This window comes from Frigoribacterium sp. PhB24 (assembly GCF_003755185.1).
Taxonomy (GTDB): Bacteria; Actinomycetota; Actinomycetes; order Actinomycetales; family Microbacteriaceae; genus Frigoribacterium.
This window is the reverse complement of the sequence record NZ_RKIC01000013.1, coordinates 243,078-269,121: the sequence shown is the minus strand read 5'-3', so window position 1 is coordinate 269,121 and position 26,044 is coordinate 243,078. Positions and strand designations below refer to the sequence as shown.

Here is a 26,044-nt window from a genome sequence, read left to right as displayed (position 1 = left end):
ATCATCGCTCGGGGGGTGAGAAGTGAGATCGCAAAGCTCCTCGTTCCTCGGCTCTTACGCTCCGATCACACTGACCTGGTCGACTGGTTGGCCGCTCCGTGGTCGCAACTAACGTGACCTGCAACCCGTAACCCGGAGGAGTTCCTATGACCGACACTGCAACCGAGCACGATCACCACCATGGGTACATCACCGCCAAGGACGACTACCTCAAGCGCCTCAAGCGCATCGAGGGGCAAGCGCGGGGATTGCAGCGGATGGTCGACGAGGAGCAGTACTGCATCGACATCCTCACCCAGGTGTCGGCGATGACGAAGGCGCTGCAGTCCGTGGCCCTGGGCCTGCTGAACGACCACCTCACGCATTGCGTCACCGACGCTGTCACCGAGGGCGGTGCTGCTGCGGCCGAAAAGATCAAGGAAGCGTCCGACGCGATCGCCCGATTGGTGCGGGCCTGATCTTCAGCTCTCGACCTGCAGCCCGCTTACCAGCCCGCGATTGTTCATGAGCCAGCGCACTCGTCCATTGGGGACTCCGAAACTAAGGCCCTGCGCTCGAGGATCTAGGGCTTGTACACTTCGTCGGGACACCGCCCAAGGAGAGCCATGACCCCCCACTCGACGCGCATCCCCTCGGGGCTGGGACGTCTGGGGACCGCCGTCGTACTCATCTTGTTGCTCATCGGCAGCACCGTGCTGATGCACACCCTCGCCGGGCACACCACCAGCCATGCCGCCGCTCCGACGGCCGCCGAGCACAGCCACAGCGCCCCTCACACGGAGCTCTCAGCGGGCACCGTTCATGCCGCCGAGGCGCCAGTGCTGGTGGCGGCTGGTGCGTCGGATGATTGTGGCGGACTGTGCGCGATGCTCTGCGCCGTGATGGGCATGGCGTGCCTGATGGTGTTGCTCGTCACGGCAGCCGTGCTGCTGCGTAGTCGTGGCACTCGCGCCCTGTTCATCCTCTCGAAGACCCTCGGCGCGTTGCCCGCCCTGCCGACGATCGTGATTCCCCGGCGATCGATGAATTTGAACCAGCTCAGCATCCTCCGCGTCTAAATCAGCCCCTTGGGGACTTCTCCCCACACGAGACCCGCGGCCCATTTGCCGCTTTCTTTCTCACCCCAAGGGACACCCATGATCCGCACCAAAACTCTGCTCGTCAGCGCCACGGCCATCGTCGCTGCCCTCACTCTGGTCGGCTGCGCCGACACTGCCGGCAACACTTCCTCCTCCGACAGCTCTGCGTCGTCAGAGTCAGCGGTCTTCAACGACCAGGACGTCATGTTCGCCCAGATGATGCTCCCTCACCACGAGCAGGCCGTGGAGATGAGCGACACCTTCATCGCCAAGGGCGACAGCGTCGATTCGGATGTTCTTGCTCTGGCGGAAACCATCAAGGACGAGCAAGGCCCCGAGATCGAGCAGCTCACCACGTGGCTGGACGACTGGGGTCAGGACACGTCCGCGTCGATGGATCACTCCATGGACGGCATGATGAGCGAATCTGACATGACGGCCCTAGAGGACGCGGAGGGCGCTGAGGCCTCACGGCTGTTCCTGGAGCAGATGACCGAGCACCACAAGGGCGCCGTGGACATGGCGCAGCAGGAAGTCGACGGCGGGGAGAACCCCGACGCAGTCGAGATGGCGAAGAACATCGTCGAGTCCCAGACGGCACAGATCGATCAGATGGAAAGCCTTCTCAGCTCCCTCTGACCCTTCCACGGGGCGAGGCGCCTACTAGGTGCCTCGCCCCTGGGCGGTGCCCTGCGCCCGCGCACTCGTCGTACTTCTCACACCACCGAAAGCTTCCTGGTGCCCCAAATTCTTTCTGCCCCCGTGCTTCCTACCGCCCTCACTCGCCGCGAAGCACTCGCTCGCGAACGCACCGCCGGCCGCTCCTCCTCACCGTCGGCCCCGCGCCGACGCACCTACCAAGCAGCACAACCCCTCCCCTCTGCCGCCCGAAGCAAGCTTCGAGCAGCGCCTCTCGCAGCAGCACCTCGAGCCCGGCCGTGCGCCGTGGAACAGCTCCCCGGGAGCGCCTGGTCGGTACCGGCTCGTCCCCGCAAGTTCCGCACCCTGGGTCCTGTTCTTGGGGCATTGGCGGTGACGATGTTCTTCACCGCGAACACGATCCCGGCTACGGCGTCTGACCTGGCGGGTGGGGCGACCCCTACGACTGTTGTTGCCCCGATCAGTGGACAGCACCTCGCCGCCTCGGTGGTGGCGGTGTCCGTCGAGGGTCGAGACGACTACGCCGTGACCGAGCAAGTACTCGCCACCACACAGAGCGCTAACTCGGGACGTGCCGGAGCAGCAGCCCAGGTCAATACCGGGACCGGGGACATTCGGTGGCCCTTCCCTGGGGTAACGCCCCTCAGCTCGGACTTCGGGCCCCGGGCGCGGCCGTGCGGGGCATGTTCGGCCATGCACGAGGGAATCGACATGGTCCCGGGCAAGAACACCCCCATCGGGGCGATCGCTGGCGGCACCGTTCGGGTGTCCGGGATGGGCGGGGCGTACGGCCAGTACGCCATCATCGACCACCAGATCGATGGCCAGACCGTCAGCAGCCTCTACGCCCACATGATCATCGGTTCCAGCCCCCTGCGGGTCGGAGACCGTGTCAATGTCGGGGACCTGGTGGGCCTGGTGGGTAATAGCGGGGTCAGCACCGGTGCGCACCTGCACCTGAGCATCCTGCTTGGCGGCACACTTCAGATCGACCCGCAACTGTGGCTCGAAACCAACGCCGGCCGGGTGCTCTGACATGACGCCCGCACAACAGCTTCCCGGTCGTGGCCACATCATCCGCCCCCTCCGGGTAAGGCTCGCTCTGGGGAGCATCACGGTGGTGGCGCTCGTTGTTGCCGTCCTCACCCCGGTGGGGCAGGCGTCCGCAGCTGAGTACCCCACGTGGGCCGAGGTCGAAGCAGCTCGTGCCTCCGAAACGGAAGGCCAGGCCCTCGTGGCGCAGATCACGACGCAGATCGCAGAACTCGACTCCGCAGCCACTGCCAGCGCCGAGCTTGCTCTGACCCGTGGCGCCGAGTACGAGGAAGCCGACGCTCAGTTCCTCGACGCCGCGTACCAAGCAGACACACTCCAGGAGCAAGCCCGCACAGCCGAGGCCACCGCCACCCAGTCTCGAGACCGGGCAGCTCAGATCATCGCGTCGCAAGCACGCAGCGGCGGCCAGGACTTGACCAGCACCCTGCTCACCGGCGCCCAGGACCCGGACGATTTTCTCTCTCAGCTGGGGTTTGCCGACAAGCTCGCTGAAACAAGCCAAGGCATCTACGTCGACGCAAGCCAGGATCAGAACATCGCTCAGGGCCTCGGCGATCAGGCGGCCCTCGCCCGGGACGCCCGCGACGCTCTACGCCAGGAAGCCGATGACGCCCGCCGGGACGCCGAGGCTGCCTCCGCGGCAGCCGATGAGGCCCTGGCCGTGCAAGTCGACAAGCAAGCTGAGCTGCAAGCGCAGCTTGCCGTGCTCACGGATCAGCGTGCCGCGACCGAGCAGGACTTCGCCGCCGGCGAAGCTGCCCGCGCCGCAGAACGGGCACGCGTCCAGGCGGAAGCAGCCGCCCGGGCTGCCGCTGCGGCCGCGGCTGCAACGTCTGCCGGTCAAGTAGCCGGGAGCGGATGGGCCAACCCCACGACCGGTCGCATGGTCAGCGCCTACGGGTACCGAATTCACCCCATTCAACGGGTCTGGAAGTTGCACTCCGGGATCGACATCGCTGGGGGATGCGGGGTACCGATCTACGCCGCTTCGGCCGGCACCGTGGCCTACTCAGGGGTCTACGGCAGCTACGGCAACTGGATCCTCCTCGAACACGCTAACGGCATTCAGACCGGCTACGCCCACATCGAAAACGGTGGGCTGCTCGTCAGCCGCGGCCAGCGGGTCGAAGCCGGGCAACTGATCGCTCGTGCCGGTTCGACAGGCGGGTCCACCGGCTGCCATCTGCACTACGAAGTGCGACCAGGAGGTACCTCCACGGACCCCGCGCCCTTCATGTCCGCCCGCGGCATTCGACTCGGCTGACCGCCCGCCCGACAGGAAACCACCATCACCACGTCACACATGCGCCCCACGAAAGCCCTCGCCGGACTCGCCGCTACGACTGCAGTGATCCTCGGCATGGCCGCGTGCACGAACGCCACCACCGCCCCTCCGACGGCTGACGCATCCCTGGAACACGTCCACGCGTTTGCTCACGTGGACAACTCCCCCGTTGTCCTCGTGGGCACACACACCGGCCTGTGGAAGTTCGCCCTGACCGCGGTCGACCCTGATCGCCCCCGAGAGGCACCGTTGATCCCGGTCGGTGACGACCGGTTCGACGTCATGGGGCTCACGACCACGCCGCAAGACGTACTCATCGCCTCAGGCCACCCCGCAGTCACCGCTCCGACGACAGCGCCGTCCAACCGGGGGCTGCTTCGCAGTGAGGACTCGGGGACAACGTGGCAGACCATCAGCCTGGAGGGCAAAGCCGACTTTCACGACCTGACGACGGCCGCCGATAGCGTCCTTGGGCTGAACTCGACCACCCAGGCCATCCTTCGGAGCGACGATGACGGTGCGACCTGGACAACGGAAGCAACAACAACGGCCCTGTCACTGGCCGTCGACTCGGCCAACCCCGAGATCCTTTGGGCCGCAGGTCCCGATGGTCTGGAACGCAGCACCGACCGCGGCGCCACCCTGACCCCTAGCCCCGAGGCGCCGCCACTTGTGCACGTCGCCTCATCTGCATATTCGATCGCTGGCGCAACCATTGACGGCACCGTATGGTCTCTCGATCCAGGGAGCGCAACCTGGTCACAGGTCGGACAGCTCGAAGGCCAACCGCAAGCCTTCGACATCATCGACATAGGCGACAAGACCGTTCAATTCGCCGTCGATGATCGAGCCATTGTCGTCAGTCACGACAACGGCCGCACCTGGACCCCCGTGCCTTTGACGCTCAAGCAGAACGAGTAGAGAAGCGGCTTAGCGATCGTCAACCGGACGATCGCCAACCTCGACCATTTCCTCAGAGCTGCACTGATCCGACTGTCGCAGATAGGTGGTCCGAAACAGATTCCGGTGACGGGCCCCTATGTGACACTGCCGAAATGACCTCGTCGCCCCTCCTCGAATGCGCCTGTTCGCCGATCGTCGCTCCCTACCTCACAGCCCCGCATGACGCCCAGGCAGGTCTTGGAGGGTCGGCCCAGCCGATGCAGAAAAGCGAGGGCGGGCCAGGAAGAAACCTGGCCACCCGGTCGGCTCCTGGGCACCTATCGCCAGTCAAGCCGTTGACGGTCACCCCGTTAGCATCGGTGCCCGCCTCCCTCGGAGCTGATGCATGATCGAGCGCCCCTCTCCCGAACACCGTGCCCGAGTACGCGCCACCAGCCTCGATCGAGAGCACCTGGTCGCGATGGGCGAGGTCGCGTACTGGTCTGCTCGATTGGAGCGCACGCTGGCGTTCACAGTCATGGCCCTCGTCAGCGACGATGACCGCGAGACAAACGAAATAGGAATTGTGGTGACTCGGGGAGCCTCCTTCAGCGGCCTGCTCGAGTTGGGCGCAAAGCTCGTGAAGCTGCACCGCTTCGAGGGGCAGGTCCGCGACATGTTCACGCGATTGTCCGCCGACTCGAGGGTTGCGATGGAGAGCCGGAACCACCTGCTGCACGGGGCGTGGACCACACCGGGTAAAGGACCAGCTTCGGCGAGCCGGGTCAGGGCCAAAGGGACGGTGGACCGCCCATTGACCGTGGCACAGGTGGAAGACGTCGCCTATGACCTGGCAGTGCTCGCAGAACAGCTATTCATGCTGTTTCTCGTCATCGAAGGCGCAGTCGACTACGAGGAGTGATCACCTTGGGCCGATGCTCTGCGAAGGGTTCTGGGCTCACCGCGCCACCCCCCGAGTGGCAATCAATCGGGATGCCTCGGACCGATCGGCACGAGGTTCGAAGCGGCCCTCAGTGAGCCTTCTGCGACAGTTCCAGCGACGATTGCAAGCCCGATCTGCGCGTACGCGGCCATCAGCGTGCCGACACGGTGCCGAGCATCTCGCTCGAGGCGCTCACCCTCCGCCGCAAAGCTCCGATCCGTGACGAAGCACTGCAACTGGTCGTACACGTGGTCCCACCGGACAGCGACCCGAGCGCGGCGCGATCCGTCAACCGCCTCGAAGTGGAGAGACCCGAAGGGCCTCCCGTCCCTCATTCCCAGATCGACTCCAACAAGTCGCCAGCCTGGAGCCTCGCGCGAGACATCCGCCCCCCACACGACCACGCGCGGCGGGCTCGCGCCTAATCCGACAATCGCGTGTTGCCCTCCAGCCTGCTCGCCCTCGGCCACCCCGCCACCTTCTAACTTTTCGTGATCCTGGACCCTTCGCATGGATGGTGGTAATAGTAATGACCATGAATGCAAGCAAACAAGCGAAGCCGACCTCGGGGCAGCGCAAGGCCTTCGGCATCATCACCATTCAAGGGCTAGTCCTGGACCTGAGCGACTCGCTCCTAGCCCGGCCAAGCAGCAGCGTCACATGGAGAGCTCATCCTGCCGGCCCACTCTCGGGCCTCACAGCAGCCACAGATGAGCACGAGGCGTCGATCAGCTGGGCACCGACGTCGGACGTGCTCCGCGAGACGAGTACCGAAGATGCCCCCGACGAGCTCTTGGCCCATGTGCGACAGACCTATCTGACCTATCTCGAGCTGTGCCTCAGGCTCGGCGAGTTCCAACTCGAGGCAACTCCGGTCACTGACGCCGCAGAGAACATCACCGGAACGTCACTTCGAGCCCGGCTGGTAGAGCGAGGAGCAGTCTGGCTCGACGAACTTCCCACTGCCGACCAGCAACGGTTCGCACCAATCCCCAGGGCCGACGAGGTGACCATGGTGGACGTTCCCGACAGAGCCTCGCCGCAGACAGCCCCCGGGGGCGGGCAAAGGCCTGATGAATCGACATGACCGAGACCGCCACGTTGGAACGATCAGCTGTGGCGCGGCCAGAGGGATACGCCGAGCCCCCGCTCGAGCTTCGCGATCGTTTCGAGGTCCGGCCACACCTGGCCCGCAAGGACGCTCAGCAGGGTCGTATGGGTGACACCTGAAGCTTCGGCTACCGACCGGATGCTGCGACTGCCGACGGCCTGACGAAGGTTCTGCGCGAATCTGCGAGCCACTTCCCCGATCGGGTCGTTCGAGCGAACGTCTGGCCACGGGGACGGGGCCAACGCGGCTGGTTTCGCGCGCGCAATTCTACCCATGCCGCAAGGCTAGGCGCGCCAGCTCGCACGCACGGCCGCCCCGTCGAACGTATCACAAATTGGTCATTGTAATGACCACCTTCGAGCTTGGAGATGAGCGCTGGTGAGCGATGAAGCTGACGAACGCCGCGAACGGCAGCTCGACGCGGTGAGGCGCATGGCCGAGAGGGAGCCTGAGGTGCCGGCTGCGGCTCATTACCAGTACACGCCGAAGATGCCTGCTGATCAGTGGGCCGCCATCCGCCCCTACGTGCAGCGCGTCGTCCGAGACACAGCCCACAGAACGCCGTACTCCGAGAAGGAGCTCTACCCGGCCGTTTCCCGTCTCGCCCTGTTCGCCTGGGCGATAGCTAGCGTCCCTCTCGAAGATGACAACGTCTTCGACCCGCGGTTCATCAACCGCTTCGTGCAACATCACCTCGGGCAGTACAGCAGGGCCGGCAAGAACACCCTGCGCGCTCGGTTGAGACGCACGTCGGAGGCGCTCTTGGGCGATGAAGCTGCGGGTACATTCCGAGCCCTGGGCAAGGCTGAGGCTTCACGTCCGTACTCCCCGAGCGAGGTGGCTTCGTTGTTGTCGTGGGCCGGTAGCCAGCACGACGAGGAACGGACGACCAGCGCCGGCGCACTCCTCGCGCTCGGACTCGGGGCAGGACTGACGGGGCGGGAGATCATCGATCTAGAACTCGTGGACATCACCTCAGATAGTCGGGGCGTCGTGGTGCGCGTGTCGGGTGACGATGCGAGAGACGTCCCGGTTCTTGCTCAATGGGCCCCCCTCCTGCAGCGCCGAACGGCGTCCAAGGCAGCCTCCCGGTGGGCATTCCGGAGCGGTCAGCGAGGCGGGAACATCAATCTCGTCACTGACTTCGTCAGTCGGAATCCGCGCCCCACGGTCGAGCTGCAGTCCCGACGCATGCGAGCGACCTGGATCGTGGAACACCTCCGGCGGGGGACGCCCCTCGACCTGTTGTTGGAGGTCGCCGGCTTGCAGTCAGCCGAAGCGCTCGACCGGCTCTTGCCCTACGTCGCCAGAGCGGACGACGACCCCCGGCGGGACTCACTTCGGTGATGGCTACCACCCCGGCGCGAGCCGAGGCTGCGGCCATGACGCCCGTATAGGGACAGGACGATTACTTCCCGCGTCGGCCAGGTTCCCTCAGACGCCCAAATGGCGACGGGCATTTGCCACGTCTTCCAGACGCATCACGACCTCACCCCTGAGCAGACGCCCCAGCCGCTCGGGACTCTGCCCAGAGGCAGCCGCGTACGTCCCGACAGAGCGGAACCGTCTCGCTATCTCGGCTCGCATGCTGCAGGCCAGCCGATGCTGAATGCGTGCAGCGCCCCACTGGTCGAGCTGGCCTGCTGAGAACGACATCGCCGAGACCAGCTGAGCTTCGGGGTCGCGACCGAAGCGGCCGGGCTCACGCAGGTAGGACCGCGGCTCGAAACGTGGATCGGGCACCCCCTCAGTCTAGATGTGCGCTAAAAGCGCATCAGACCGCTTGATGGCCTTGTCTTGTCTCATGTCCATCTCTCGTGACCACCCCTGATGAGACACAGCGTCCGACTTCCCCCTCTTCCCAACTCGAGCGTGCCGTAGCACACTTTGGTCAATCTAATGACCACGCCACGCTGGAGCTTCAGGAGGCGATCTTGCGCTACCACCCGCGCCGTATCGCCCCGACCAAGTGGTTGCCTGTGCGGGACTTCACGCTCGCGTGCGTCCTCGACGCCAAACCCCACGACATGCTCTACACGAGGATCCTCTTGACCTTCGCGAGTCGGTACGTCGTGTGGGCGTTCCACGACGCCGGTGCGGAGCTGCGCCGCGATGACCTCTTCTACCCGTCCATGATCTACCGCTTCGCACGCACCTACCCCAGTGCCAAGACGCAGCAGCTTGCCGAGACCAGACTCCTGAACCTCGCTGAAGCGCTCGGTTACGAACCGTCTCCTCACCGCCTTAGAAAGCAGAGCCGGGAGATACGACCCTTCTCGCATGCCGAGCTTCCCGCTTTCGAGAGCTGGGCCGCGTCGAGGTCCACCGACCGAGCCCGCCGGGATTCTTACGGGCTTCTCGCGCTTGCTGGTGGCGCAGGCCTCGGCGCAACTGAGATCGCCGCGGTCCGTGGCCGGGACTTGACGCGCACTCCGGCTGGCTGGGTCGTCCGTGTGACCGGAAAGGCGCCGCGGAGCATCCCCATCCGTGTCGGGTGGGATTCGTACGCAGACATCGCTTTCGAGGGGCTCGGCGACGATGACTACGCGGTCATCCCCCACCGCAAGGAGTCCTCTCGGGAGATCGCGCTCATGCACTACGGCGCCCGGTACGACGGTCCTGCTATTCGCCGCCTCCGCATTACCTGGATCGTGGACCAGATCAACGTTTTGCCCCTGGCGAGCATCGTCTACGCGGCTGGCTTCAAGAACGTCTCGTCCCTCCTTCGCTACGCGCCCTTGGCCGAGGTCATGCCCGAGGTTGAGCTTCACGCGCTTCTCCGTTCAACGGGAGCGACTCAGTGACCGGCGAGCCCTCGTTCCACGACGAGGAGTTCTTCAACGGCATCTACACAGCCGACCGGATCGTCAGCGGGTCGACCAAGACCACCAGGTTCCGCGGCGCCGACGCCCGTGAGTGGATGACCTTCCTCCGTTCATCGGGCGTCATCGAGCTCCTCGCGACCTGGCGCGCGGAGGACCGCGAGAAGAAAGCCCCGGGCGGTGTCAAACCGAAGATCGACGACCTGGCCATCCTGACCGTGGTGATGATGCTCCTATCGGAGCAGTCCATGATCTTCGTGCGCGAGATGGGCCGCGTCTTCGAACACCGTCTCGACGATGAAGCCCGTCGCGAGCTCGGCATCGCTCACCTGTACGACAACGACAAGCCCAACGACTGGTACTTCCTGGCATGGCGGGCGATGCACCGCATCATCGACCTCTGGGATGCCTGGCCGGCGCCCCGCCGCCTGCTCACCCGCGACGAGCGGAGCAGCCTTGACGCGCTCCGGGACAAGAACATCGAACGCCGGGCACACGAGCGCAGCATGACCTTCACGAACACGCTGCTGGAAGCCACGGCCCAGAACCTGCCTCGAGCCGTGCGACGTCAGCGTCTCGCGCTCTCCGTCGACCAGACAGTGCTGCGTGCACCGAGCCAGAAGAACCGTTGGCCGCGGGAGAACGGCGTCGAGCAGCCCATGTTCATCGCGGGCACGGACAAGGAACAGCCGAAGTACGCGATGGAGCTTGAAGCTGACCTCTACCCGATCGACAAGGGAGAGAAGGAACGCGTCTTCAGCAAGCACACCAAGGAGAACGGCAAGGCGAGCGTCAAGCAGGCACGGAGCCGGTGGCTGCTCGCCTACACGGCTAACCTCATCATCGACGTCAACGAGGACCCGACAGGTGACCCCACCGAAGCACCGCAGCTGATCCGCGGGGCGAGCCTGACGACGCCCAACAAGGGCATCGGCTTCCACACCGTCGAGCTCGTGAAGAACATCCAGGAACGCGGCTACGACATCGCGCGCCTGTCGTCCGACCTTGGGTACTCCGCGGGTCTCATGATGGAGGACTTCCACCGTCCGATGAGAGAGCTCGGCGTCGGCCTCGTCTTCGACTACAACCGCGCGAACCAGACCGGTGTGCGGGGCCAGGTCGGCGGAGCCAAGCTCGTCGAAGGCGGTCAGTTCTGCCCCGGTACACCGAAGCGGCTCCTCGATGCAACGGTGCGGCGCAACAACAAGGAGATCGACAACGTCGAGTGGTCCCAGCAGATCGACGAGCGTGACGCATACCGACTTCACAAGAAGGAGGGTCCCGACGCCAACGGCAACGTGAAGATGCGCTGCCCAGCCCTCGGCCCGAGTGCGACGGTCGAGTGCCCGCTCCGCAAGCTCGACAAGCGTGCATCGCCTGACAAGGAACGCCGGCAGGTGCTGCGCGCCAACGTCCCCAAGCAGACAGACAAGGTCTGCTGCCAGACCTCGATCACGGTGCGCCCGGAGGACGGCGAGAAGATGAACCAGATGCTGCCTTATGGCAGCAAGGAGTGGTCCAAGACCTACCGCCGCGACCGCAACAGCATCGAGAGCTTCAACGCCTTCATCAAGACCGGTCCCGAGCGCATCGCCGACTCCAGCGCACGGCGCCTGCGCGGTCTCGCCGCTCAGCAGTTCCTTCTCGCCATGCTCACGACGGCCGCGAACATCCGCAAGATCGTCACCTTCCTCGCCGCCAAGCACCGAGCGCCGAAGGACCGCGACCGCCGCGTCGCGAAGGGCCTGACGCCGGTGCCTGCACAGCGCACCCGCCGTCGTGATGCCGAAGGCATGAGCAACTACCGCGCCGACTACGTTCGGCCCGAACTGTCCCCGTTCCCGACGAGTGGACCCGCTGTCGATCCGCCTCCGCGAACGTAGGCCCACGCCCGTTCCAAGACACGACACGCGAGCTTCCTGCTCTCCCCCAACGCTCACGAGTCAATTCGGCGCGCCCAGACGGGCGGGCCGCTTCGTCGTTTAAGCCGACTGTGCAGCCGGTGGCCCCGAAGGAGCTGCCAAGAGATCCCGAACCCCTCGCCGGGAAGCGATTCTCGGCCCTCAAACGGAAGAAAGCCCCCGAACTACTCGGGGGCTTTCTTCTTGGGCTGCGTTCCGCAAACGGATTCCGATTGATGCGCAAACAACCCTGTGGCGGTACCGGTGGGATTTGAACCCACGGTGGAGTTAACCCCCACACATGTTTTCGAGACATGATCCTTCGGCCGCTCGGACACGGTACCGAGGACGAGTTTAGTACATCCGGCGGCAGGGACGAAACCGGACCATGGCTCCTCCACCGCACCGCGCCTCCTCGGGGTCGTGCACAGGGTGCAGAAGCAGCCGGTCGTCGGCATCGGAGCCCGGCGTAGCCTCGGCCCATGCCCTCACGCCACACCGTCACCGCCTTCCTCTCGGGGGTCGGCGTCACTCTCGCCACCACGGCCGCCGCCGGCGCCGGCGTCAGCCGCTTCATGAGACGACGCAACGCTGCCGCCGCCGATCTCAACGCCCTGTTGCCCGTCCACTCCGCCTGGTGGCGCGACCGCTTCGATCGCAAGGGCGAGCTGCTCTACGTCGCGATGGGCGATTCCGCCGCGCAGGGCATCGGGGCCTCGAGCCCTGCACGCAGTTACGTCGGGCGCCTCTCCGCGTTCATGCGCCGCCAGAGCCACACCTCGCTGCGCGTGGTCAACCTCAGCGTCAGCGGCTCGACCACTTGGCTCTGCCGCAAAGACCAGCTGCCGAAGTTCGAGAAGTACGAACCCGACGTCGTCACGGTCGCCATCGGCGCCAACGACATCATCCAGTTCAACCCCGAATCATTCGAGAAGAACCTCCGCGTCATCTACGGCGCCCTACCCTCGCACGCCATCGTCGGCGACCTGCCCGCCATGTGGATCCCCGACCGCGAGAAGAAGCTCGTCGAGGCCAACGCCATCGTCCGCAGCGTCGCCGGCGAGTTCGGCCTCTCCGTCGCCCCGCTCTACGAGACCACCCGCAGCCAGGGTTTCTTCCGCACCTACCGCAACTCGGCCGGAGACCTCTTCCACCCCAACGACCGCGGCTACCGCGTCTGGGCCTCGGCCTTCGAACCCGCCGTCGCGGCCCGTCTCGCCCGCATCGCCGCCGACGACGCCGCCACCGCCCACGAAACCCGCGAGGCCGAGGCCGTGGCAGCCCACACGGCGGCCGCGGCCGTCAGTCCGACCGGGGCCACCGGCGACAGCGCGTCCGACGCGTCCGTCGCCGCCCCGGCCACGTCCTCGACGGACGCCCACGGCCGGGGCGACGGCGGTCAGGCGGGCTGAGGGCCGATCACTCGTCCTGCAACTCGTCCGCGGCGAGCCGGCGACGCCGGGCGATCAGCACCGCGGCGAGGCCGGCCAGCAGCAATACCAGCGCAGCGAGGGTGATCCCGGTGATCCGATCCGACCCCGTGAAGGCGAGGTCGCGCGAGGCCGCCGTCCCGGACTGCGAGTCCCCGCCTCCGGACCCGCTCCCCGCGCCTGCCCCCGCTCCGGGCGCACCCGGTGCCCCCGGGTCCGCGGGTGCCCCCGGGTCCGCCGGCGTCCCCGGGCCACCCGGTGCCCCCGGGTCGACCGGCACCACCACGGCGACGTCGAACTGCACCGGCGCGGCCGAGCGCGTACCGAGCGACTGGGTCGCGGTGGCGACGCGCACCTCAGCGGCCGCGGCTTGCCCGGACGACCCGCCCTGCGCCTCCTCGGCTCGAGCGGCACCTCCGACGATCGCAGGGGCCACCACGCTCCACCGGCCGTCGTCGGCCACGACCGCCGATCCGGCGAGCGCCCCGCCCAGCGTCACGGTCGCGCCGGCCAGACCCGTGCCGCCCACGGACGTGACGGCGCCCGCCGCGTCGGAGACGGGCGACGAGACGGTCAATCCGGTGAGGTCCGCACGAGCCGTCAACCACTCATCGGCCGAGGTCGGGTGGTCGACCACGCGCGTCTCACCGACGCAGCCCGCCCAGCCGTTGGCGGCCCGGTCGTCGACCCAATCGCTGCCGAACAGCCACGGCATGCCCTCGTCGATCGACTGCCCGGCGGTGTCGGTCGTGTTGCGCAGCACGGGAGCCCCGTCGACGTACATCGTCGTGGTGGCCGTCGCGGGGTCGTTGACGAGGGCGACATGCATCCAGCGGTCGAGGACGATCTCGCCCGACCACGCCGTGCGGTCGCCCTTCGTCACCTCGGCGGGCACCTCGGTCCACTGCAGCTCTTTCAGGTTCGACAGACCGAGCGCGGCGGGGGAAGCGGTCCAGTCCCAGCGGGTCTCGGGCACGCCGATCCGCGAGCGGTTGCCCGAGCGGACGATGGCCTTGGACCACGCGTTGGCGTCCTCGGTCCAGTCGGCGTCGACCTTGAGGAAGGTCTCGATCGTGTAGCCGTCGTCGAAACGCGCGTCGTTGACGCTCACGCCGTCGTCCGTGGTCAGGTAGCTGAATCGCCCCGAGGCCTTGTCCGAGTCGACGAAGCACATCGAGGCCTGCGCCGACGACAGCGGGTCGGAGTCACCCGAGGCCACCACGTCGCCCACCTCGGCGGTCGCCGAACCCGACTCCGTCAGGGAGGCGCGGTGCAGGTCGGCGCCGCCCGCCACGTCGGCGACGGCCTCGCCCTCGTCGATGACGCCCTGCGCCGCGTCGGGTCGCCAGTGCGCGAGCGTGCCGTCGACCAGCGGGTAGTCGGCCACCGAGCCGGGTGCCTCGATCGTCGACGGTGGAGCCCCCTCGAACCCGTCGAGCAGGATTGCCCGGGCGGCGTCGGACAAGGAGGCGCGGGTGGGCTCCCCGGCCGAGAAGTCCGGTGCGAACCCGGCGAAGCGCTCGGCGAAGTCGACGTCGAGCGTGAACTGCTGCTGCGGTCCCTCCTGGAACGGCTGGTCGAAGCGGGTCAGGGTGTCCGCCGGCTTCGACACCACCCACGGCGAGCCGGTCTGCACCTGGATGCGGCCGTCGGTCAGGTCGAACTCGACGAGCCCCATGTAGCCGTTGCCGCCCTCGTACGCCATCTGGTAGTCCATCAGCACTTCGGTGACCTCGTGCCCGGCGTCGTTCACGAGCGTCTGCCGCGTCGCGCCGTGGAAGTGACCGTTGAAGGTGAGGAAGATCTGGTCGTTGCCGCGGATCAGCTCGTTCCAGAGGCGGTCGCCGTAGTCGGTGTCCTTCGGCGTCACGCCGTCGTTGTCGACGTCGATCACCTGGTGGGTCGTCAGGATCGCCGGCAGGGTCGGGTGTTCGGCCAGCACCTGGTCGGCCCAGGCGAGCGTGGCGTCCGACGCGCGCCAGGCCAGGGCGAGCACGAGGTACTGCTGCCCCTCGGCCTCGAACACCTGGAACTGGCTCAACCCCGTGGGGTCGGTGCCGCCGTCGACCGAAGCCTGCCCGATCGCCCGCGACGCCGGGAACGTCCGCAGGTAGGGCTCGGCGGCCAGGTCGTACGACGTGTCGAACAGGTCGTCTGACGAGTCGAGCACGTCGTGGTTGCCCGGCAGGATCGAGTAGGGCAGGCCGGCCTCGTCGAGGGTCGACATCGCGTCGTCGGCGACCGCCCATTGCGCGGGCACGCCGACCTGGTCGACCACGTCGCCGAGGTGCGCCACGAAGGGGATGTTCAGCTCGTCCCGGTGCTCGGCCAGCCACTCGGTCTGGACGCGGTAGGGGTCCGTGCCGTAGCGCGGCACGAACTGGCCGTCCGAGTACCTCGAGTAGAACTGCGTGTCGGGCAGCACGGCGAGGGTGAACCGCGAGGCGAGGTCGGCGGCGGCCGGGACGGCGGCGGCGGTCTCGACCGGCGCGGCGGCAGCGGAGGCCGGTGCCGTCCAGGGTGCGGGCGCCAGCAGGGTGGCCGCGGCCGTCGCAAGGGCGGTGAGCCCGGCGACGCCGAGGGCGACCCGTCGGGAGGGGGTGATCGAGGGCACGGAACGTCCAGTCGTGATCGGGCCGGTGTCCCGGCGCTGCGGAGGGAGCGGCCCCACCCTTTCGGTCCGCCCTGCCCATCCGATGACCCGCCTGTGAACCCTCCCTCACGGTCGCCTGAACAGGGAGTGCGCCTCGCACCTCCGGCGCCGTCAGGACGACCCCGAGGAGGCGCGGGCACTGTCGGTGGCCACACCTAGGCTGACAGCATGGCTCGCCCCACCACTCCCCCGTTCCGATGCACCGAGTGCGGGTGGACGAGCCTGAAATGGGCAGGTCGGTGCGGCGAGTGCCAGCGATGGGGCACCGTCGTCGACGTCACCTCGGCGCTGGTCAGCGCCCGCGGCACCGCCTCCGTCCGCGTCGAAGGCGACCGCGTCGCCCGACCCATCACCCAGGTCGAGGCCGACAGCGTCGCGTACTGGCCCAGCGGCATCGCCGAGTTCGACCGCGTCCTCGGCGGCGGCATCGTCCCCGGGGCCGCCATCCTGCTGAGCGGCGAGCCCGGCGTCGGCAAGTCGACACTGCTGCTCGAGGTCGCCTCACGTGCCGCCGCCACCGGTGCCCGCGTCCTCTACGTCACCGCCGAAGAGAGCGCCTCGCAGGTGCGCCTCCGCGCCCAACGCACCGGCGCCATGCACGACAACCTGTTCCTCGCCGCCGAGGTCGACCTCGCGGTCATCCTCGGCCAGATCGACCAGGTCGACCCCCAGCTCGTCATCGTCGACTCCGTGCAGACCGTCTCGTCCTCGAGCATCGACGGCATCGCCGGCGGCACCTCGCAGGTGCGCGAGGTCGCCTCGACCCTCATCCGCGTCAGCAAAGACCGCAACCTGCCCGTCCTGCTCGTCGGCCACGTCACCAAAGACGGCACCATCGCCGGCCCCCGCCTGCTCGAGCACCTCGTCGACGTCGTCTGCCAGTTCGAGGGCGACCGCCAGACCGCCCTCCGCTTCATCCGCGCCCACAAGAACCGCTTCGGCCCCACCGACGAGGTCGGCTGCTTCGAGATGACCGGCGACGGCATCGCCGAGGTCGCCGACCCCAGCGGCCTCTTCATGTCCCGCAACGGCACCCCGGTCAGCGGCACCTGCATCACCATCGCCATGGAAGGCCGCCGTGCCCTGCCCGTCGAGGTGCAGGCGCTCATCGTCGCCAGCTCGACACCTCAACCCCGTCGCGTCGTCAACGGCGTCGACTCCTCCCGCGTCGCCATGCTGCTCGCCGTGCTCGAACGCCGTGCCGGCATCCGCCTCGGCGACGCCGACGTCTACGTCAGTACCGTCGGCGGCATCAAGATCACCGAACCTGGCGCCGACCTCGCCATCGCGCTCGCCCTCGCCAGCGCCAGCCGCGAGAAACCCTTCCCCCAGACCATGGCCGCCGTCGGCGAGATCAGCCTCGCCGGCGAGATCCGCCCCGTCTCCTCGCCCAAGCAGCGCGCCTCCGAAGCACGGCGCCTCGGCTTCACCCAGCTCGTCGACGCCGAGGCGGGCAACCTCCGCGAAGCGCTTCGCCGGGCCTTCAACGCCGCGGGCTCCGAACGCGACCGCGAGCTCGACCGGGCCTTCTGAGCCGACTCGACCCGCGCCTCCTGAGCCGCGGCTGAGGCTGAGGCTGAGGCTGTGCCGGGCGCACGGTCCCGCCCATTCGACATCGGGCGCGGGTGGCCAGAAGATGCGGCTCCCACGCACACGACGAGCACCTTCTGCCCACTCGGCGGCTGTGCCCGCAACCCCAGCAACGCGCGTCGACCCGTCGAGTGGTCCGGAACCGTCCTTCCGACCCACCCGAAGGACGATCTGCGACCACTCGACCCGCGCCTCCTGACCACCCGAGCACCCGCCTCCGACCCGACGACCGCACCGCCGGGGGACACCCGAGTCGGCATCGCACCCGGCGCCTGCACCCCGCTCCACGCGGATTCTCAGCCCACACGCCGCGCTGGTCCCGGCCAACCCCCTGACCGGCCCTTAACCTGTGCCCATGTCGACGTTCAAGAACCCGGTCGGGCCGCAACCGCCCTCGGTCTACTGGCGTCGTCGCGCGGTGCTCGCGCTCGGTCTGATCGCGGTCGTGGTCATCATCGTGTTGATCGTCGTCCGCCCCGGATCGGGCTCGGCAGACCCCGGTGCCGCCGCGACGACCTCCGCACCCGCAGCCGATCCCGCCCCCAGCGAGCCGGCCGCCACCGAGACCGCCCCCGCGGCCGACGCCACGGCCGACCCGGCCGACACCTCGACCGAGGGCTCCTCCGACGCGGCGGCCTGCTCGGCCCGCGACATCGAGCTGAAGCCCGTCACCGACAAGACGACCTACACCGCCACCGAGTCGCCGCAGATCTCGATGTCGATCACCAACTCGGGTCGGGCCGACTGCTCGATCGACCTGGGCTCGGCGCATCAGACCCTCGTCGTCACGAGTGGCGAAGAGCAGTACTGGTCGTCGAAGGACTGCCAGGTCAACGGCACCGACCAGGTCGTCACGCTGACCGCGGGCCAGACCCTCAGCACTCCCCCGATCGCCTGGGACCGGACGCGCTCGTCCGCCGACACCTGCGAGTCGACCTCGCGGACACCCGTCCCCGGCGGCGGAGCGACCTATCGCCTCGCCGTCTCGGTCGGAGACATCACGTCCGCCGACACCGCCCAGATGATCCTGAACTGACAGTGACCCACCCGTGAACGCCTCCTCCGCCTCCCCCACGCCCTCCGAGCCCGTCGACCCGCGCGAGCCCGTCGACCCGCGTGAGCCCGTCGACCCGGCCGACCGCAACGGCACCTTCCGGTCCGAGTCGCTCGAGCACGCCCTCGCCGCCCAGGACGCCGCCGCCGTCGCGTTCGCCCTGCGTCACGACGTCGTCGTCGTCCCCAAGCTCGTCCTGCCTGCCGACACGGCCGACGCCACCCCGTCGACCGGTGGCCCCGACGACGGAGCCCTCCCCGACGAAGGCGACCAGGTACGCGTCTTCGGCCGAGAGAACACCGACAAGCGCATCCTGCTGCTCTTCTCGTCGGCCGACACCTACGCTGCGATGGTCCCCGACGACCCGAACCGCCAGGTCATGCTCTACGACGCGCTCTCGCTGCGCGCCTTCCTCGAGGCCCACCTCGACGTCATCGAGCAGGTCTTCTTCGACATCGCCGGCCCGCACACCATGGCCGCAGGCCCCGAGGACCTCCTCAAGGCCCTGGGCTAGCGCCGGACCCCCAGAGGCCAGGAGGCGCGGGTCGAGTCGTCGCGCGAATGACTAGACCGCGGGCAGCGCCTTGAGCATGCGCGAGTTGCCCAGCGTGTTGGGCTTCACGCGGGCCAGGTCGAGGAACTCCGCCACGCCCTCGTCGGTGGAGCGGACGAGCTCGCCGTAGACGTCCGGCGGGACGAGCCCCTCGTCGCCGACGTTGAGGTACCCGTGCTTCTCGAAGAAGTCGACCTCGAACGTCAGGCAGAACAGCCGGCCGATCTCGAGCTTTCGGGCCGCCCCTTCGAGCGACTCGAGGAGGCGGTGGCCGACCCCCTTGCGAATCCACGCGGCGTCGAGGGCGAGCGTCCGCACCTCGGCCAGGTCGTCCCACATGACGTGCAGCGCGCCGCAGCCGATCGGCACCCCGTCGGGCCCGACCGCGATCTGGAACTCCTGGACGTCGCCGTACAGCGTCACGAGGTCCTTGCCGAGCAGGATGCGCTTCTGCACGAACGGCTCGCACAGCCGCTGGATGTGCGGCACATCGCTGACGACGGCGTTGCGCACCGTGATGCCGTGCCGGTCGGCACCGCCGAGCCCGCCGGCACCGCCGAGCCCGCCGACACCGATGGGCGCGTCTGCCGCGTCTGACATGGGACTCCCTCGAAGACGACCCGAGGAGGCGCGGGCCACCGCCCAGCCTACCGACGCGCCGATGCCTCGTCCCCGCAGCCGATACTGGCCACTTCCTCCACGGATTGGCATCTCACGTAGATGAAAGCGGATCTTCTCGATCCACAATCGTCGAACACACAGGAGGTTCAATTGGGAAATCACCAACTCTCGTCTAACGTGATCCTCATGGAGACGATCGGCGACCGCATCCGCGCCATGTTGGCCGCGTCGCAGCCGAACCGCACACAACTCGACCTCGCCCGATCCGTCGGGATGACACCGGATGCATTGTCGCGCTCTCTGAGCGACCTGAGGGGCTTCGGCATCAGGGAACTCGTCGACATCGCCGCTCAGCTCAGGACGTCGGTGCACTGGCTCGCCACCGGGGAACCTGATCCCTTCGAGGTCCGCGTGGCTGCACGGCACACCTTCGATCACGAGACGAAAACCCACGACAGCCCCGACTGGCAGCAGGCGCGACCGACCATCGAGAACGTGGCTCTGCTCTACGAACAGGTGGCGGGCAGGGGAACAGCACCACCGACCTACGGCCGTGCGAGCATCACCGGCTTGTCCGCAGTCCAGACGCGATCGGCTTTAGCACTGTCGACCGGGCCGGACTTCGTCCGTGTCCTGGCACCGGCGCTAGAGGACACCTTCGGCATCGACGTGATTCGCGTCGAGGGGGCTGGCAACGGTTACTCCCTCGGCGTCGGAGAACGACACGTGATAGTCATCGGAAACACCAGTAACTGGTTCTTCCAGAACTGGTCCATGGCTCATGAGCTAGGACACATCGCCCAGGGCACGCTGTCCCCGATCGATGCCGTCGATCCCCACGCGACCCAGCACGAGCTCGCAGCGAACGCTTTCGCAGCCGAACTTCTCATGCCATCAGCCGTCATGCATGAGACCGATTGGACCAGTGTCTCGACGGCACACATGGCAACCCTCGTCTGGGAACTGGGTGTGTCCACCAAATCGTTGAGGGCCCGACTCGAGAGCCTCGGCCTCCTCCGCCCGGAGCTCGATCGGCTGCTGTCGTCGCCCACGCAGAGGTTCTTGCGGGCCCACGCGCCGACGCTCAAGCAGGGTACCCACGACGAGATCACGGAAAGAATGCAAGAGGCGTCTACGCGGCGGTTCCCGGCACACCTCGTGACTGCGCATCGAGAGGGTGTGGAGGCGGGAGCACTTCGTGCTGCGTCGCTCGCCTGGATGCTCGGGGACGTTGAGGACGAGGTGGCACGAGAGCTCGCCCCGCCCCCGGCGTCGGCTGGGTCCCTCGACGATCTCGCCCGGCTGCTGGGCGTGGACGACTGACCCGACTGGCGATTCGCCGAAGAAGCACCTTGGCGAGGCCGAAGCCTTGGCGATCATCAGCAATCGCAGTTCCGGTGATGTCTTCGTGACCGATGACCAAGCGGCCCGCGACTTAGCACGAACCCTTGAGGTGGTCACGTACTCGACCTGTCAGCTCTTGAGACTCGCCGTACGAAGTAGACGGCTTACCGCGCAGAACGCGTGGCAGCACGTCACGGCCCTACGCCGCCACCCACGTCGTCTTCTGGATTCCCCGACGGAGGCGCACACCTACTTTGCATGGTGCTCTGCCGCCTGAGACGTCTGGTCACTACCGACGCGTTCGCGACCCGTCCCCGGGTACGCCGAAGGGCGGCCTCTCTCGTGAGAGACCGCCCCGGGCGTCGAAGGCGACCCGCGCCTCCTTCGGTGTGACCGTCGTGCTGGTGTCGCGCCTAGCTCTCGAGCTCGGGGGCGTCGCCCACGAGGACTTCTTCGCGACCCGGCTGACGCGAGGTGGCGAAGGTGAACTCACCGTCGACGAAGTCGACCTGGACGTGGTCGCCCGCGTTGAGCTCACCCTGCAGGATGCGCTCGGAGAGGCGGTCCTCGACCTCGTGCTGGATCGCACGACGCAGCGGACGGGCACCGAGCGACGGGTCGAACCCGATCTCGATGAGCTTCTCTTTCGCGGACTGCGAGAGCACGGCCGTCATGTCGCGGTCGAGCAGACGGTCGGACAGGCGCTTGATGAACAGGTCGACGATCTGCAGCAGTTCGGCCTGGTTGAGCTGCGGGAACACGATGGTCTCGTCGACGCGGTTCAAGAACTCGGGCTTGAAGTGCTTCTTGAGCTCTTCGGTGACCTTCGAGCGCATGCGGTCGTACGACGTGGCCGTGTCGCCCTCGATCTGGAAGCCCACGGGACCGCCCGTGATGTCTTTCGTCCCGAGGTTGGTCGTCATGATGATGACCGTGTTCTTGAAGTCGACGACGCGACCCTGACCGTCGGTGAGTCGACCCTCTTCGAGCACCTGCAACAGCGAGTTGAAGATGTCGGGGTGGGCCTTCTCGATCTCGTCGAACAGCACGACGGAGAACGGCTTGCGGCGGACCTTCTCGGTCAGCTGGCCGCCCTCTTCGAAGCCGACGAACCCGGGAGGGGCACCGAACAGACGCGAGACGGTGTGCTTCTCGCCGTACTCGGACATGTCGAGCGAGATGAGAGCGCCCTCGTCGTCGAAGAGGAACTCGGCGAGCGCCTTCGCCAGCTCGGTCTTGCCGACACCCGTGGGCCCGGCGAAGATGAACGAGCCGGAGGGGCGCTTGGGGTCCTTCAGGCCGGCACGCGTGCGTCGGATGGTCTTCGAGAGGGCCGCGATGGCCTGCTCCTGACCGATGACGCGCTGGTGCAGGGCCTTCTCCATGAAGACGAGACGCGAGGTCTCTTCTTCGGTGAGCTTGAAGACCGGGATGCCCGTGGCCTGGGCCAGCACCTCGGCGATTATGCCCTCGTCGACGGTTCCGCCGGCGCCGGCCTCGCCCGAACGCCACTGCTTCTCGAGACGGAGCCGCTCACCGAGCAGCTTCTTCTCTTCGTCGCGCAGCGAGGCGGCCTTCTCGAAGTCCTGATCTTCGATCGCGCCCTCTTTCTGGCCGCGGACGCCGGCGATGCGCTCGTCGAACTCGCGCAGCTCGGGCGGCGCGGACAGGATCGACAGTCGCAGGCGGGCGCCGGCCTCGTCGATCAGGTCGATGGCCTTGTCGGGCAGGAAGCGGTCGCTGACGTAGCGGTCGGCGAGGTTCGCCGCCGCGACGATCGCGCCGTCGGTGATGGACACCTTGTGGAAGGCCTCGTACTTGTCGCGCAGCCCCTTGAGGATGTTGATCGCGTGGGGCAGCGAGGGCTCGTTGACCTGCACGGGCTGGAAGCGGCGCTCGAGCGCGGCGTCCTTCTCGAAGTGCTTGCGGTACTCGTCGAGCGTGGTCGCACCGATGGTCTGCAACTCGCCGCGGGCGAGCAGCGGCTTGAGGATCGACGCCGCGTCGATGGCGCCCTCGGCGGCACCCGCACCCACGAGGGTGTGGATCTCGTCGATGAAGACGATGATGTCGCCGCGCGTGCGGATCTCTTTGGTGACCTTCTTGAGGCGCTCCTCGAAGTCACCGCGGTAGCGGCTTCCGGCGATGAGCGAACCGAGGTCGAGCGAGTAGAGCTGCTTGTCCTTCAGCGTCTCGGGCACCTCGCCCTTGACGATCGCCTGGGCCAGGCCCTCGACGACGGCGGTCTTGCCGACCCCGGGCTCACCGATCAGGACGGGGTTGTTCTTCGAGCGACGGGAGAGGATCTGCATGACCCGCTCCATCTCTTTCTCGCGCCCGATGACCGGGTCGAGCTTGTTGTCGCGCGCGGCCTGCGTCAGGTTGCGACCGAACTGGTCGAGCACCTGGCTGCCGCCCTGCGCGCCCTGGGTCTGCTCACCGCCCACGGCCACCGCCTCTTTCCCCTGGTAGCCGGAGAGGAGCTGGATGACCTGCTGACGCACCCTGTTGAGGTCTGCGCCGAGCTTCACGAGCACCTGGGCGGCGACTCCTTCACCCTCGCGGATGAGGCCGAGCAGGATGTGCTCGGTGCCGATGTAGTTGTGGCCGAGCTGCAGCGCCTCGCGCAGGCTCAACTCGAGGACCTTCTTCGCCCGGGGCGTGAAGGGGATGTGGCCGGTCGGCTGCTGCTGGCCCTGGCCGATGATGTCTTGCACCTGCTCGCGCACGGCGTCGAGCGAGATGCCCAGCGACTCGAGGGCCTTGGCGGCGACGCCTTCGCCCTCGTGGATCAGACCGAGCAGGATGTGCTCGGTGCCGATGTAGTTGTGGTTCAGCATCTTCGCCTCTTCTTGGGCGAGGACGACGACGCGACGGGCACGGTCGGTGAATCTCTCGAACATCTTCTTTGCTCCCTAGGTGGCGGGGTGGTTGTCGCCACCGAATGTGCATCTGGCGCCCGCAGGGTTCGGCACCGGTTTACAGAGAGAGTAACCAGGCCTCGGGGCTTAATCTGCCCCTGTTCGCTGGGGGCATAGAGCAGTGCGCAGGCGGGCTGACAGGGCGCGCTGACAGGGGCGAGAGCTAGCCTCGCGTGCATGGGCAAGTTCACGGTCGGCCTCGTTCCGCACCCCACCAAATCGGTGCTCGACAGCGTCGAGATCATCCGGGGTTGGACGACCCGCTCGCAGGCGCACCTCGTCGCCATGACCTCTGACGCCGCCCGGGTCGGCGACGGCGTCGAGCTGGTCGACGAACGTGCCTTCCGCGAGCGCGTCACCGTCGTGGTGGCCCTCGGTGGCGACGGCACGATGCTGGGCGCCATGCGCCTCGTGGCCGAGCGCCCCGTGCCCGTTCTCGGCGTCAACTACGGCAACGTGGGCTTCCTCGTCGAGGTCGAGCCGCACGAACTGCCCGAGGCGCTCGACCGCGTCGGCCAGAAGCAGTTCTCGCTCGAACCGCACCACGCCCTCGAGGTCACGCACTCGACGACCGGCTTCGAGAACACCTACCTGGCCTTCAACGACGCCTCGGTGGCCCGCCGCCCGGGCGAGGGCGTCGTCTCGGCCGACCTCGTGCTCGACGAGACGCCCTACGGCTACTACAAGGCCGACGCGATCGTGGCGGCGACACCGGCCGGGTCGACCGCCTACAACTACGCCGCGGGCGGTCCGATCCTGTCGCCCGCGATCGCCGCCGTCGTCGTCACCCCGGTGGCACCGATGTCGGGCATCGACCGCTCGGTGGTGCTGGGCCCGCGCGAGCAGCTGCGGTTCGAGATCGGCGACGGAACCCATTCGGCGGCCCTCGAGGTCGACGGCCGCGTGGTCGCCGACGTCAGCGAGGGGTGCGTCATCAGGCTCGTGCTGCGGCGTGACGCGGGCCAGGTCATCCGGCTCGACGCCGACCGGCACGGCCGCAAGGGTCGCCTCAAGCTCAGCCTGCTCGACCTGCCGCTCCGTGAGGACCAGCTCCTCGAGCTCGTCCCGACCGACGTCCGGGCGCGGTTCCGTGAGCGCGCCGAACGCGCCGGCGGCATCGCCGGGGTCGTGCACGACGACGACACCGCCGTCACCGGCATCAGCCCCGTGCGCTGACGCGACCACCCCCGAGGAGGCGCGGTGTGCGGTCGACGCGCACCGCGCCTCCTGCGCTCTGCCGCCGTCGCCGGCCCGGCCCGGCCCGGCCCGGCTAGTACACCTCGCCGAGCGCCTCGGCGAAGACCTGCTCGGGGTCCCGCACGAACCCGCGACGGGCGAACCAGGCGCAGACGTTGCGGCAGTCGCGTTCGAGCAGGTCGACACCGGTCGGGTTGCTCGCGACGTCGACCAGCTGGGGCACGTCGATGGCGACCACCCGGCCGTCGTGGACCAGCAGGTTGTACGGCGAGAGGTCCCCGTGCGCGAAGCCGGCCCGGGCGAAGCCGAGCACGATCTCGCGCACCTGCTCGAACAACGGCCACAGCGTGGCGCCGTCGTCCTTGACCTGGGCGAGTCGTGGGGCGGCTTCGACCCCGTGCCCGACGAACTCCATCAGGATCTCGGTGCCGCTGATCTGCACCGGGTAGGGGACGGCGACGCCGAGCGCGTGCATGCGGCAGAGGGCGTCGAACTCGGCCGCGGCCCAGAGCCCCGCCTGCACCCGACGGCCGTGCTGCGACCCTCGGGCCATCGCCCGACCGTCGCGGGTGTTGCGCACACGCCGGCCTTCGCGGTACTCGGAGGAGCGGTGGAAGTCACTCTGCTCGGGTCCGCGGTACCGCTTGGCGGCGAGCAAGGAGGCGCGGGCTCCGTCACCGGCGCCGAGCACGACGTCCGCCGGCACGGCTCGATCGACGAGGTGGACGTCGGCCTCCTTGCCGGTCTTGACGACGCCGAGCTCGGTGTCGATCGCGGCGGCCGAGGTGACCACCCAGGCGGGCCACGGCCGGGGCCCGCGTTCGGTGGGGGTGGCGGCCGGCCAGGTGGACCAGCGCTGGTCGGCGTCGACGTCGGGGTCGGCGGTGGAGAAGGTGGGTACGACGAAATCGTCGGAGAAGGTCAAGCGATGCTCCAGGGGAG

At 67.8% G+C, this 26,044-nt stretch carries 23 protein-coding genes and 1 tRNA gene; 17 read left to right on the top strand and 7 right to left on the bottom strand.

Going from position 1 to position 26,044, the window contains the following annotated elements; genetic code table 11:
• The first annotated feature begins 146 nt into the window (after window positions 1-146).
• The 8 genes from EDF50_RS12995 (at window position 147) to EDF50_RS16475 (ending at window position 6,992) form a co-directional block, all read left to right on the top strand.
• Window positions 147-458 (top strand): metal-sensitive transcriptional regulator, encoded by a 312-nt coding sequence (locus tag EDF50_RS12995; RefSeq protein ID WP_123519936.1) that lies wholly within the window; start codon window positions 147-149, stop codon window positions 456-458.
• A 147-nt stretch (window positions 459-605) separates the two neighbouring features.
• Complete coding sequence (locus EDF50_RS12990) at window positions 606-1,058, top strand: hypothetical protein (protein ID WP_123519935.1); 453 nt, start codon at window positions 606-608, stop codon at window positions 1,056-1,058.
• Between the two features lie 78 nt (window positions 1,059-1,136).
• Window positions 1,137-1,718: a DUF305 domain-containing protein gene (locus tag EDF50_RS12985; protein ID WP_199738787.1), complete on the top strand. Its 582-nt coding sequence runs from the start codon at window positions 1,137-1,139 to the stop codon at window positions 1,716-1,718.
• 399 nt (window positions 1,719-2,117) lie between these two features.
• Entirely contained in the window at window positions 2,118-2,774 is a 657-nt protein-coding gene (locus EDF50_RS17120) for a M23 family metallopeptidase (RefSeq protein ID WP_123519934.1), read from the top strand.
• Window position 2,775: 1 nt separating this feature from the next.
• On the top strand, window positions 2,776-4,059 hold the full coding sequence (locus EDF50_RS12975; RefSeq protein WP_123519933.1) for a peptidoglycan DD-metalloendopeptidase family protein: 1,284 nt from the start codon (window positions 2,776-2,778) through the stop codon (window positions 4,057-4,059).
• A gap of 84 nt (window positions 4,060-4,143) precedes the next feature.
• Entirely contained in the window at window positions 4,144-5,001 is an 858-nt protein-coding gene (locus EDF50_RS12970) for a F510_1955 family glycosylhydrolase (protein WP_056260078.1), read from the top strand.
• Between the two features lie 367 nt (window positions 5,002-5,368).
• Window positions 5,369-5,884 (top strand): hypothetical protein, encoded by a 516-nt coding sequence (locus tag EDF50_RS12965; RefSeq protein WP_137846767.1) that lies wholly within the window; start codon window positions 5,369-5,371, stop codon window positions 5,882-5,884.
• Between the two features lie 556 nt (window positions 5,885-6,440).
• Window positions 6,441-6,992, top strand: a complete 552-nt coding sequence (locus tag EDF50_RS16475; RefSeq protein ID WP_137846766.1) for a hypothetical protein — start codon at window positions 6,441-6,443, stop codon at window positions 6,990-6,992.
• A 23-nt stretch (window positions 6,993-7,015) separates the two neighbouring features.
• Here the strand turns inward: EDF50_RS16475 and EDF50_RS17115 are convergent, their stop codons facing one another.
• Complete coding sequence (locus EDF50_RS17115) at window positions 7,016-7,291, bottom strand: helix-turn-helix transcriptional regulator (protein ID WP_123519932.1); 276 nt, start codon at window positions 7,289-7,291, stop codon at window positions 7,016-7,018.
• Window positions 7,292-7,394: 103 nt separating this feature from the next.
• On the opposite strand from EDF50_RS17115, the gene EDF50_RS12945 reads away from it, so the two are divergent.
• The gene (locus EDF50_RS12945) at window positions 7,395-8,363 is read left to right on the top strand and encodes a hypothetical protein (protein ID WP_123519931.1); all 969 of its coding nucleotides are present in this window, start codon (window positions 7,395-7,397) and stop codon (window positions 8,361-8,363) included.
• A gap of 87 nt (window positions 8,364-8,450) precedes the next feature.
• Here EDF50_RS12945 and EDF50_RS16470 read toward each other — a convergent pair whose 3' ends face one another.
• Window positions 8,451-8,759, bottom strand: a complete 309-nt coding sequence (locus EDF50_RS16470; protein ID WP_148053748.1) for a hypothetical protein — start codon at window positions 8,757-8,759, stop codon at window positions 8,451-8,453.
• 191 nt (window positions 8,760-8,950) lie between these two features.
• On the opposite strand from EDF50_RS16470, the gene EDF50_RS12940 reads away from it, so the two are divergent.
• Together EDF50_RS12940 and EDF50_RS12935 are read left to right on the top strand one after the other, a co-directional pair.
• Window positions 8,951-9,820 (top strand): hypothetical protein, encoded by an 870-nt coding sequence (locus EDF50_RS12940; RefSeq protein WP_148053747.1) that lies wholly within the window; start codon window positions 8,951-8,953, stop codon window positions 9,818-9,820.
• A 116-nt stretch (window positions 9,821-9,936) separates the two neighbouring features.
• Complete coding sequence (locus EDF50_RS12935; protein WP_148076835.1) at window positions 9,937-11,721, top strand: hypothetical protein; 1,785 nt, start codon at window positions 9,937-9,939, stop codon at window positions 11,719-11,721.
• Between the two features lie 271 nt (window positions 11,722-11,992).
• Here the strand turns inward: EDF50_RS12935 and EDF50_RS12930 are convergent.
• Window positions 11,993-12,083: transfer RNA gene (locus EDF50_RS12930), tRNA-Ser, on the bottom strand.
• Between the two features lie 138 nt (window positions 12,084-12,221).
• On the opposite strand from EDF50_RS12930, the gene EDF50_RS12925 reads away from it, so the two are divergent.
• A complete protein-coding gene (locus EDF50_RS12925) occupies window positions 12,222-13,151 on the top strand; it encodes an SGNH/GDSL hydrolase family protein (protein ID WP_123519928.1) in 930 nt (309 codons plus the stop codon).
• Between the two features lie 7 nt (window positions 13,152-13,158).
• Here the strand turns inward: EDF50_RS12925 and EDF50_RS12920 are convergent, their stop codons facing one another.
• The gene (locus EDF50_RS12920; RefSeq protein WP_199738785.1) at window positions 13,159-15,783 is read right to left on the bottom strand and encodes a metallophosphoesterase; all 2,625 of its coding nucleotides are present in this window, start codon (window positions 15,781-15,783) and stop codon (window positions 13,159-13,161) included.
• Window positions 15,784-15,990: 207 nt separating this feature from the next.
• On the opposite strand from EDF50_RS12920, the gene radA reads away from it, so the two are divergent.
• The 3 genes from radA to EDF50_RS12905 all read left to right on the top strand — a co-directional run bounded on the left by radA (window position 15,991) and on the right by EDF50_RS12905 (window position 18,980).
• Window positions 15,991-17,355 carry a DNA repair protein RadA gene (gene radA / locus EDF50_RS12915; RefSeq protein ID WP_123519927.1) on the top strand — a complete coding sequence of 455 codons (1,365 nt, stop codon included), beginning with the start codon at window positions 15,991-15,993 and terminating at the stop codon, window positions 17,353-17,355.
• Between the two features lie 412 nt (window positions 17,356-17,767).
• Window positions 17,768-18,448, top strand: coding sequence for a hypothetical protein (locus EDF50_RS12910; protein ID WP_123519926.1), 681 nt, complete (start codon window positions 17,768-17,770; stop codon window positions 18,446-18,448).
• Between the two features lie 13 nt (window positions 18,449-18,461).
• A complete protein-coding gene (locus EDF50_RS12905; RefSeq protein ID WP_199738783.1) occupies window positions 18,462-18,980 on the top strand; it encodes a dehydrogenase in 519 nt (172 codons plus the stop codon).
• 51 nt (window positions 18,981-19,031) lie between these two features.
• Here the strand turns inward: EDF50_RS12905 and EDF50_RS12900 are convergent, their stop codons facing one another.
• Window positions 19,032-19,619 carry an amino-acid N-acetyltransferase gene (locus tag EDF50_RS12900; RefSeq protein WP_123519925.1) on the bottom strand — a complete coding sequence of 196 codons (588 nt, stop codon included), beginning with the start codon at window positions 19,617-19,619 and terminating at the stop codon, window positions 19,032-19,034.
• Between the two features lie 207 nt (window positions 19,620-19,826).
• On the opposite strand from EDF50_RS12900, the gene EDF50_RS12895 reads away from it, so the two are divergent.
• Window positions 19,827-20,963, top strand: coding sequence for an ImmA/IrrE family metallo-endopeptidase (locus EDF50_RS12895; RefSeq protein WP_158612717.1), 1,137 nt, complete (start codon window positions 19,827-19,829; stop codon window positions 20,961-20,963).
• A 434-nt stretch (window positions 20,964-21,397) separates the two neighbouring features.
• On the opposite strand, the gene EDF50_RS12890 is transcribed toward EDF50_RS12895, so the two are convergent.
• Entirely contained in the window at window positions 21,398-23,887 is a 2,490-nt protein-coding gene (locus EDF50_RS12890; RefSeq protein WP_123519923.1) for an ATP-dependent Clp protease ATP-binding subunit, read from the bottom strand.
• 195 nt (window positions 23,888-24,082) lie between these two features.
• Between EDF50_RS12890 and EDF50_RS12885 the strand changes: the two genes are divergently transcribed.
• Complete coding sequence (locus EDF50_RS12885; protein ID WP_123519922.1) at window positions 24,083-25,081, top strand: NAD(+)/NADH kinase; 999 nt, start codon at window positions 24,083-24,085, stop codon at window positions 25,079-25,081.
• Between the two features lie 94 nt (window positions 25,082-25,175).
• On the opposite strand, the gene EDF50_RS12880 is transcribed toward EDF50_RS12885, so the two are convergent.
• Window positions 25,176-26,027: a serine protein kinase RIO gene (locus EDF50_RS12880; RefSeq protein ID WP_233570631.1), complete on the bottom strand. Its 852-nt coding sequence runs from the start codon at window positions 26,025-26,027 to the stop codon at window positions 25,176-25,178.
• Window positions 26,028-26,044 lie beyond the last annotated feature (17 nt).

What these genes read in the sequence shown, in the direction of transcription:
- EDF50_RS12900 (WP_123519925.1), bottom strand. Translation starts at nt 19,619, where the DNA reads ATGTCAGACGCGGCAGACGCGCCCATCGGTGTCGGCGGGCTCGGCGGT.
- radA (WP_123519927.1), top strand. Translation starts at nt 15,991, where the DNA reads ATGGCTCGCCCCACCACTCCCCCGTTCCGATGCACCGAGTGCGGGTGG.
- EDF50_RS12995 (WP_123519936.1), top strand. Translation starts at nt 147, where the DNA reads ATGACCGACACTGCAACCGAGCACGATCACCACCATGGGTACATCACC.
- EDF50_RS12965 (WP_137846767.1), top strand. Translation starts at nt 5,369, where the DNA reads ATGATCGAGCGCCCCTCTCCCGAACACCGTGCCCGAGTACGCGCCACC.
- EDF50_RS12890 (WP_123519923.1), bottom strand. Translation starts at nt 23,887, where the DNA reads ATGTTCGAGAGATTCACCGACCGTGCCCGTCGCGTCGTCGTCCTCGCC.
- EDF50_RS12935 (WP_148076835.1), top strand. Translation starts at nt 9,937, where the DNA reads ATGACCTTCCTCCGTTCATCGGGCGTCATCGAGCTCCTCGCGACCTGG.
- EDF50_RS12990 (WP_123519935.1), top strand. Translation starts at nt 606, where the DNA reads ATGACCCCCCACTCGACGCGCATCCCCTCGGGGCTGGGACGTCTGGGG.
- EDF50_RS17115 (WP_123519932.1), bottom strand. Translation starts at nt 7,291, where the DNA reads ATGGGTAGAATTGCGCGCGCGAAACCAGCCGCGTTGGCCCCGTCCCCG.
- EDF50_RS12985 (WP_199738787.1), top strand. Translation starts at nt 1,137, where the DNA reads ATGATCCGCACCAAAACTCTGCTCGTCAGCGCCACGGCCATCGTCGCT.
- EDF50_RS17120 (WP_123519934.1), top strand. Translation starts at nt 2,118, where the DNA reads ATGTTCTTCACCGCGAACACGATCCCGGCTACGGCGTCTGACCTGGCG.
- EDF50_RS12895 (WP_158612717.1), top strand. Translation starts at nt 19,827, where the DNA reads ATGGAGACGATCGGCGACCGCATCCGCGCCATGTTGGCCGCGTCGCAG.
- EDF50_RS12910 (WP_123519926.1), top strand. Translation starts at nt 17,768, where the DNA reads ATGTCGACGTTCAAGAACCCGGTCGGGCCGCAACCGCCCTCGGTCTAC.
- EDF50_RS12885 (WP_123519922.1), top strand. Translation starts at nt 24,083, where the DNA reads ATGGGCAAGTTCACGGTCGGCCTCGTTCCGCACCCCACCAAATCGGTG.
- EDF50_RS16475 (WP_137846766.1), top strand. Translation starts at nt 6,441, where the DNA reads ATGAATGCAAGCAAACAAGCGAAGCCGACCTCGGGGCAGCGCAAGGCC.
- EDF50_RS12925 (WP_123519928.1), top strand. Translation starts at nt 12,222, where the DNA reads ATGCCCTCACGCCACACCGTCACCGCCTTCCTCTCGGGGGTCGGCGTC.
- EDF50_RS12975 (WP_123519933.1), top strand. Translation starts at nt 2,776, where the DNA reads ATGACGCCCGCACAACAGCTTCCCGGTCGTGGCCACATCATCCGCCCC.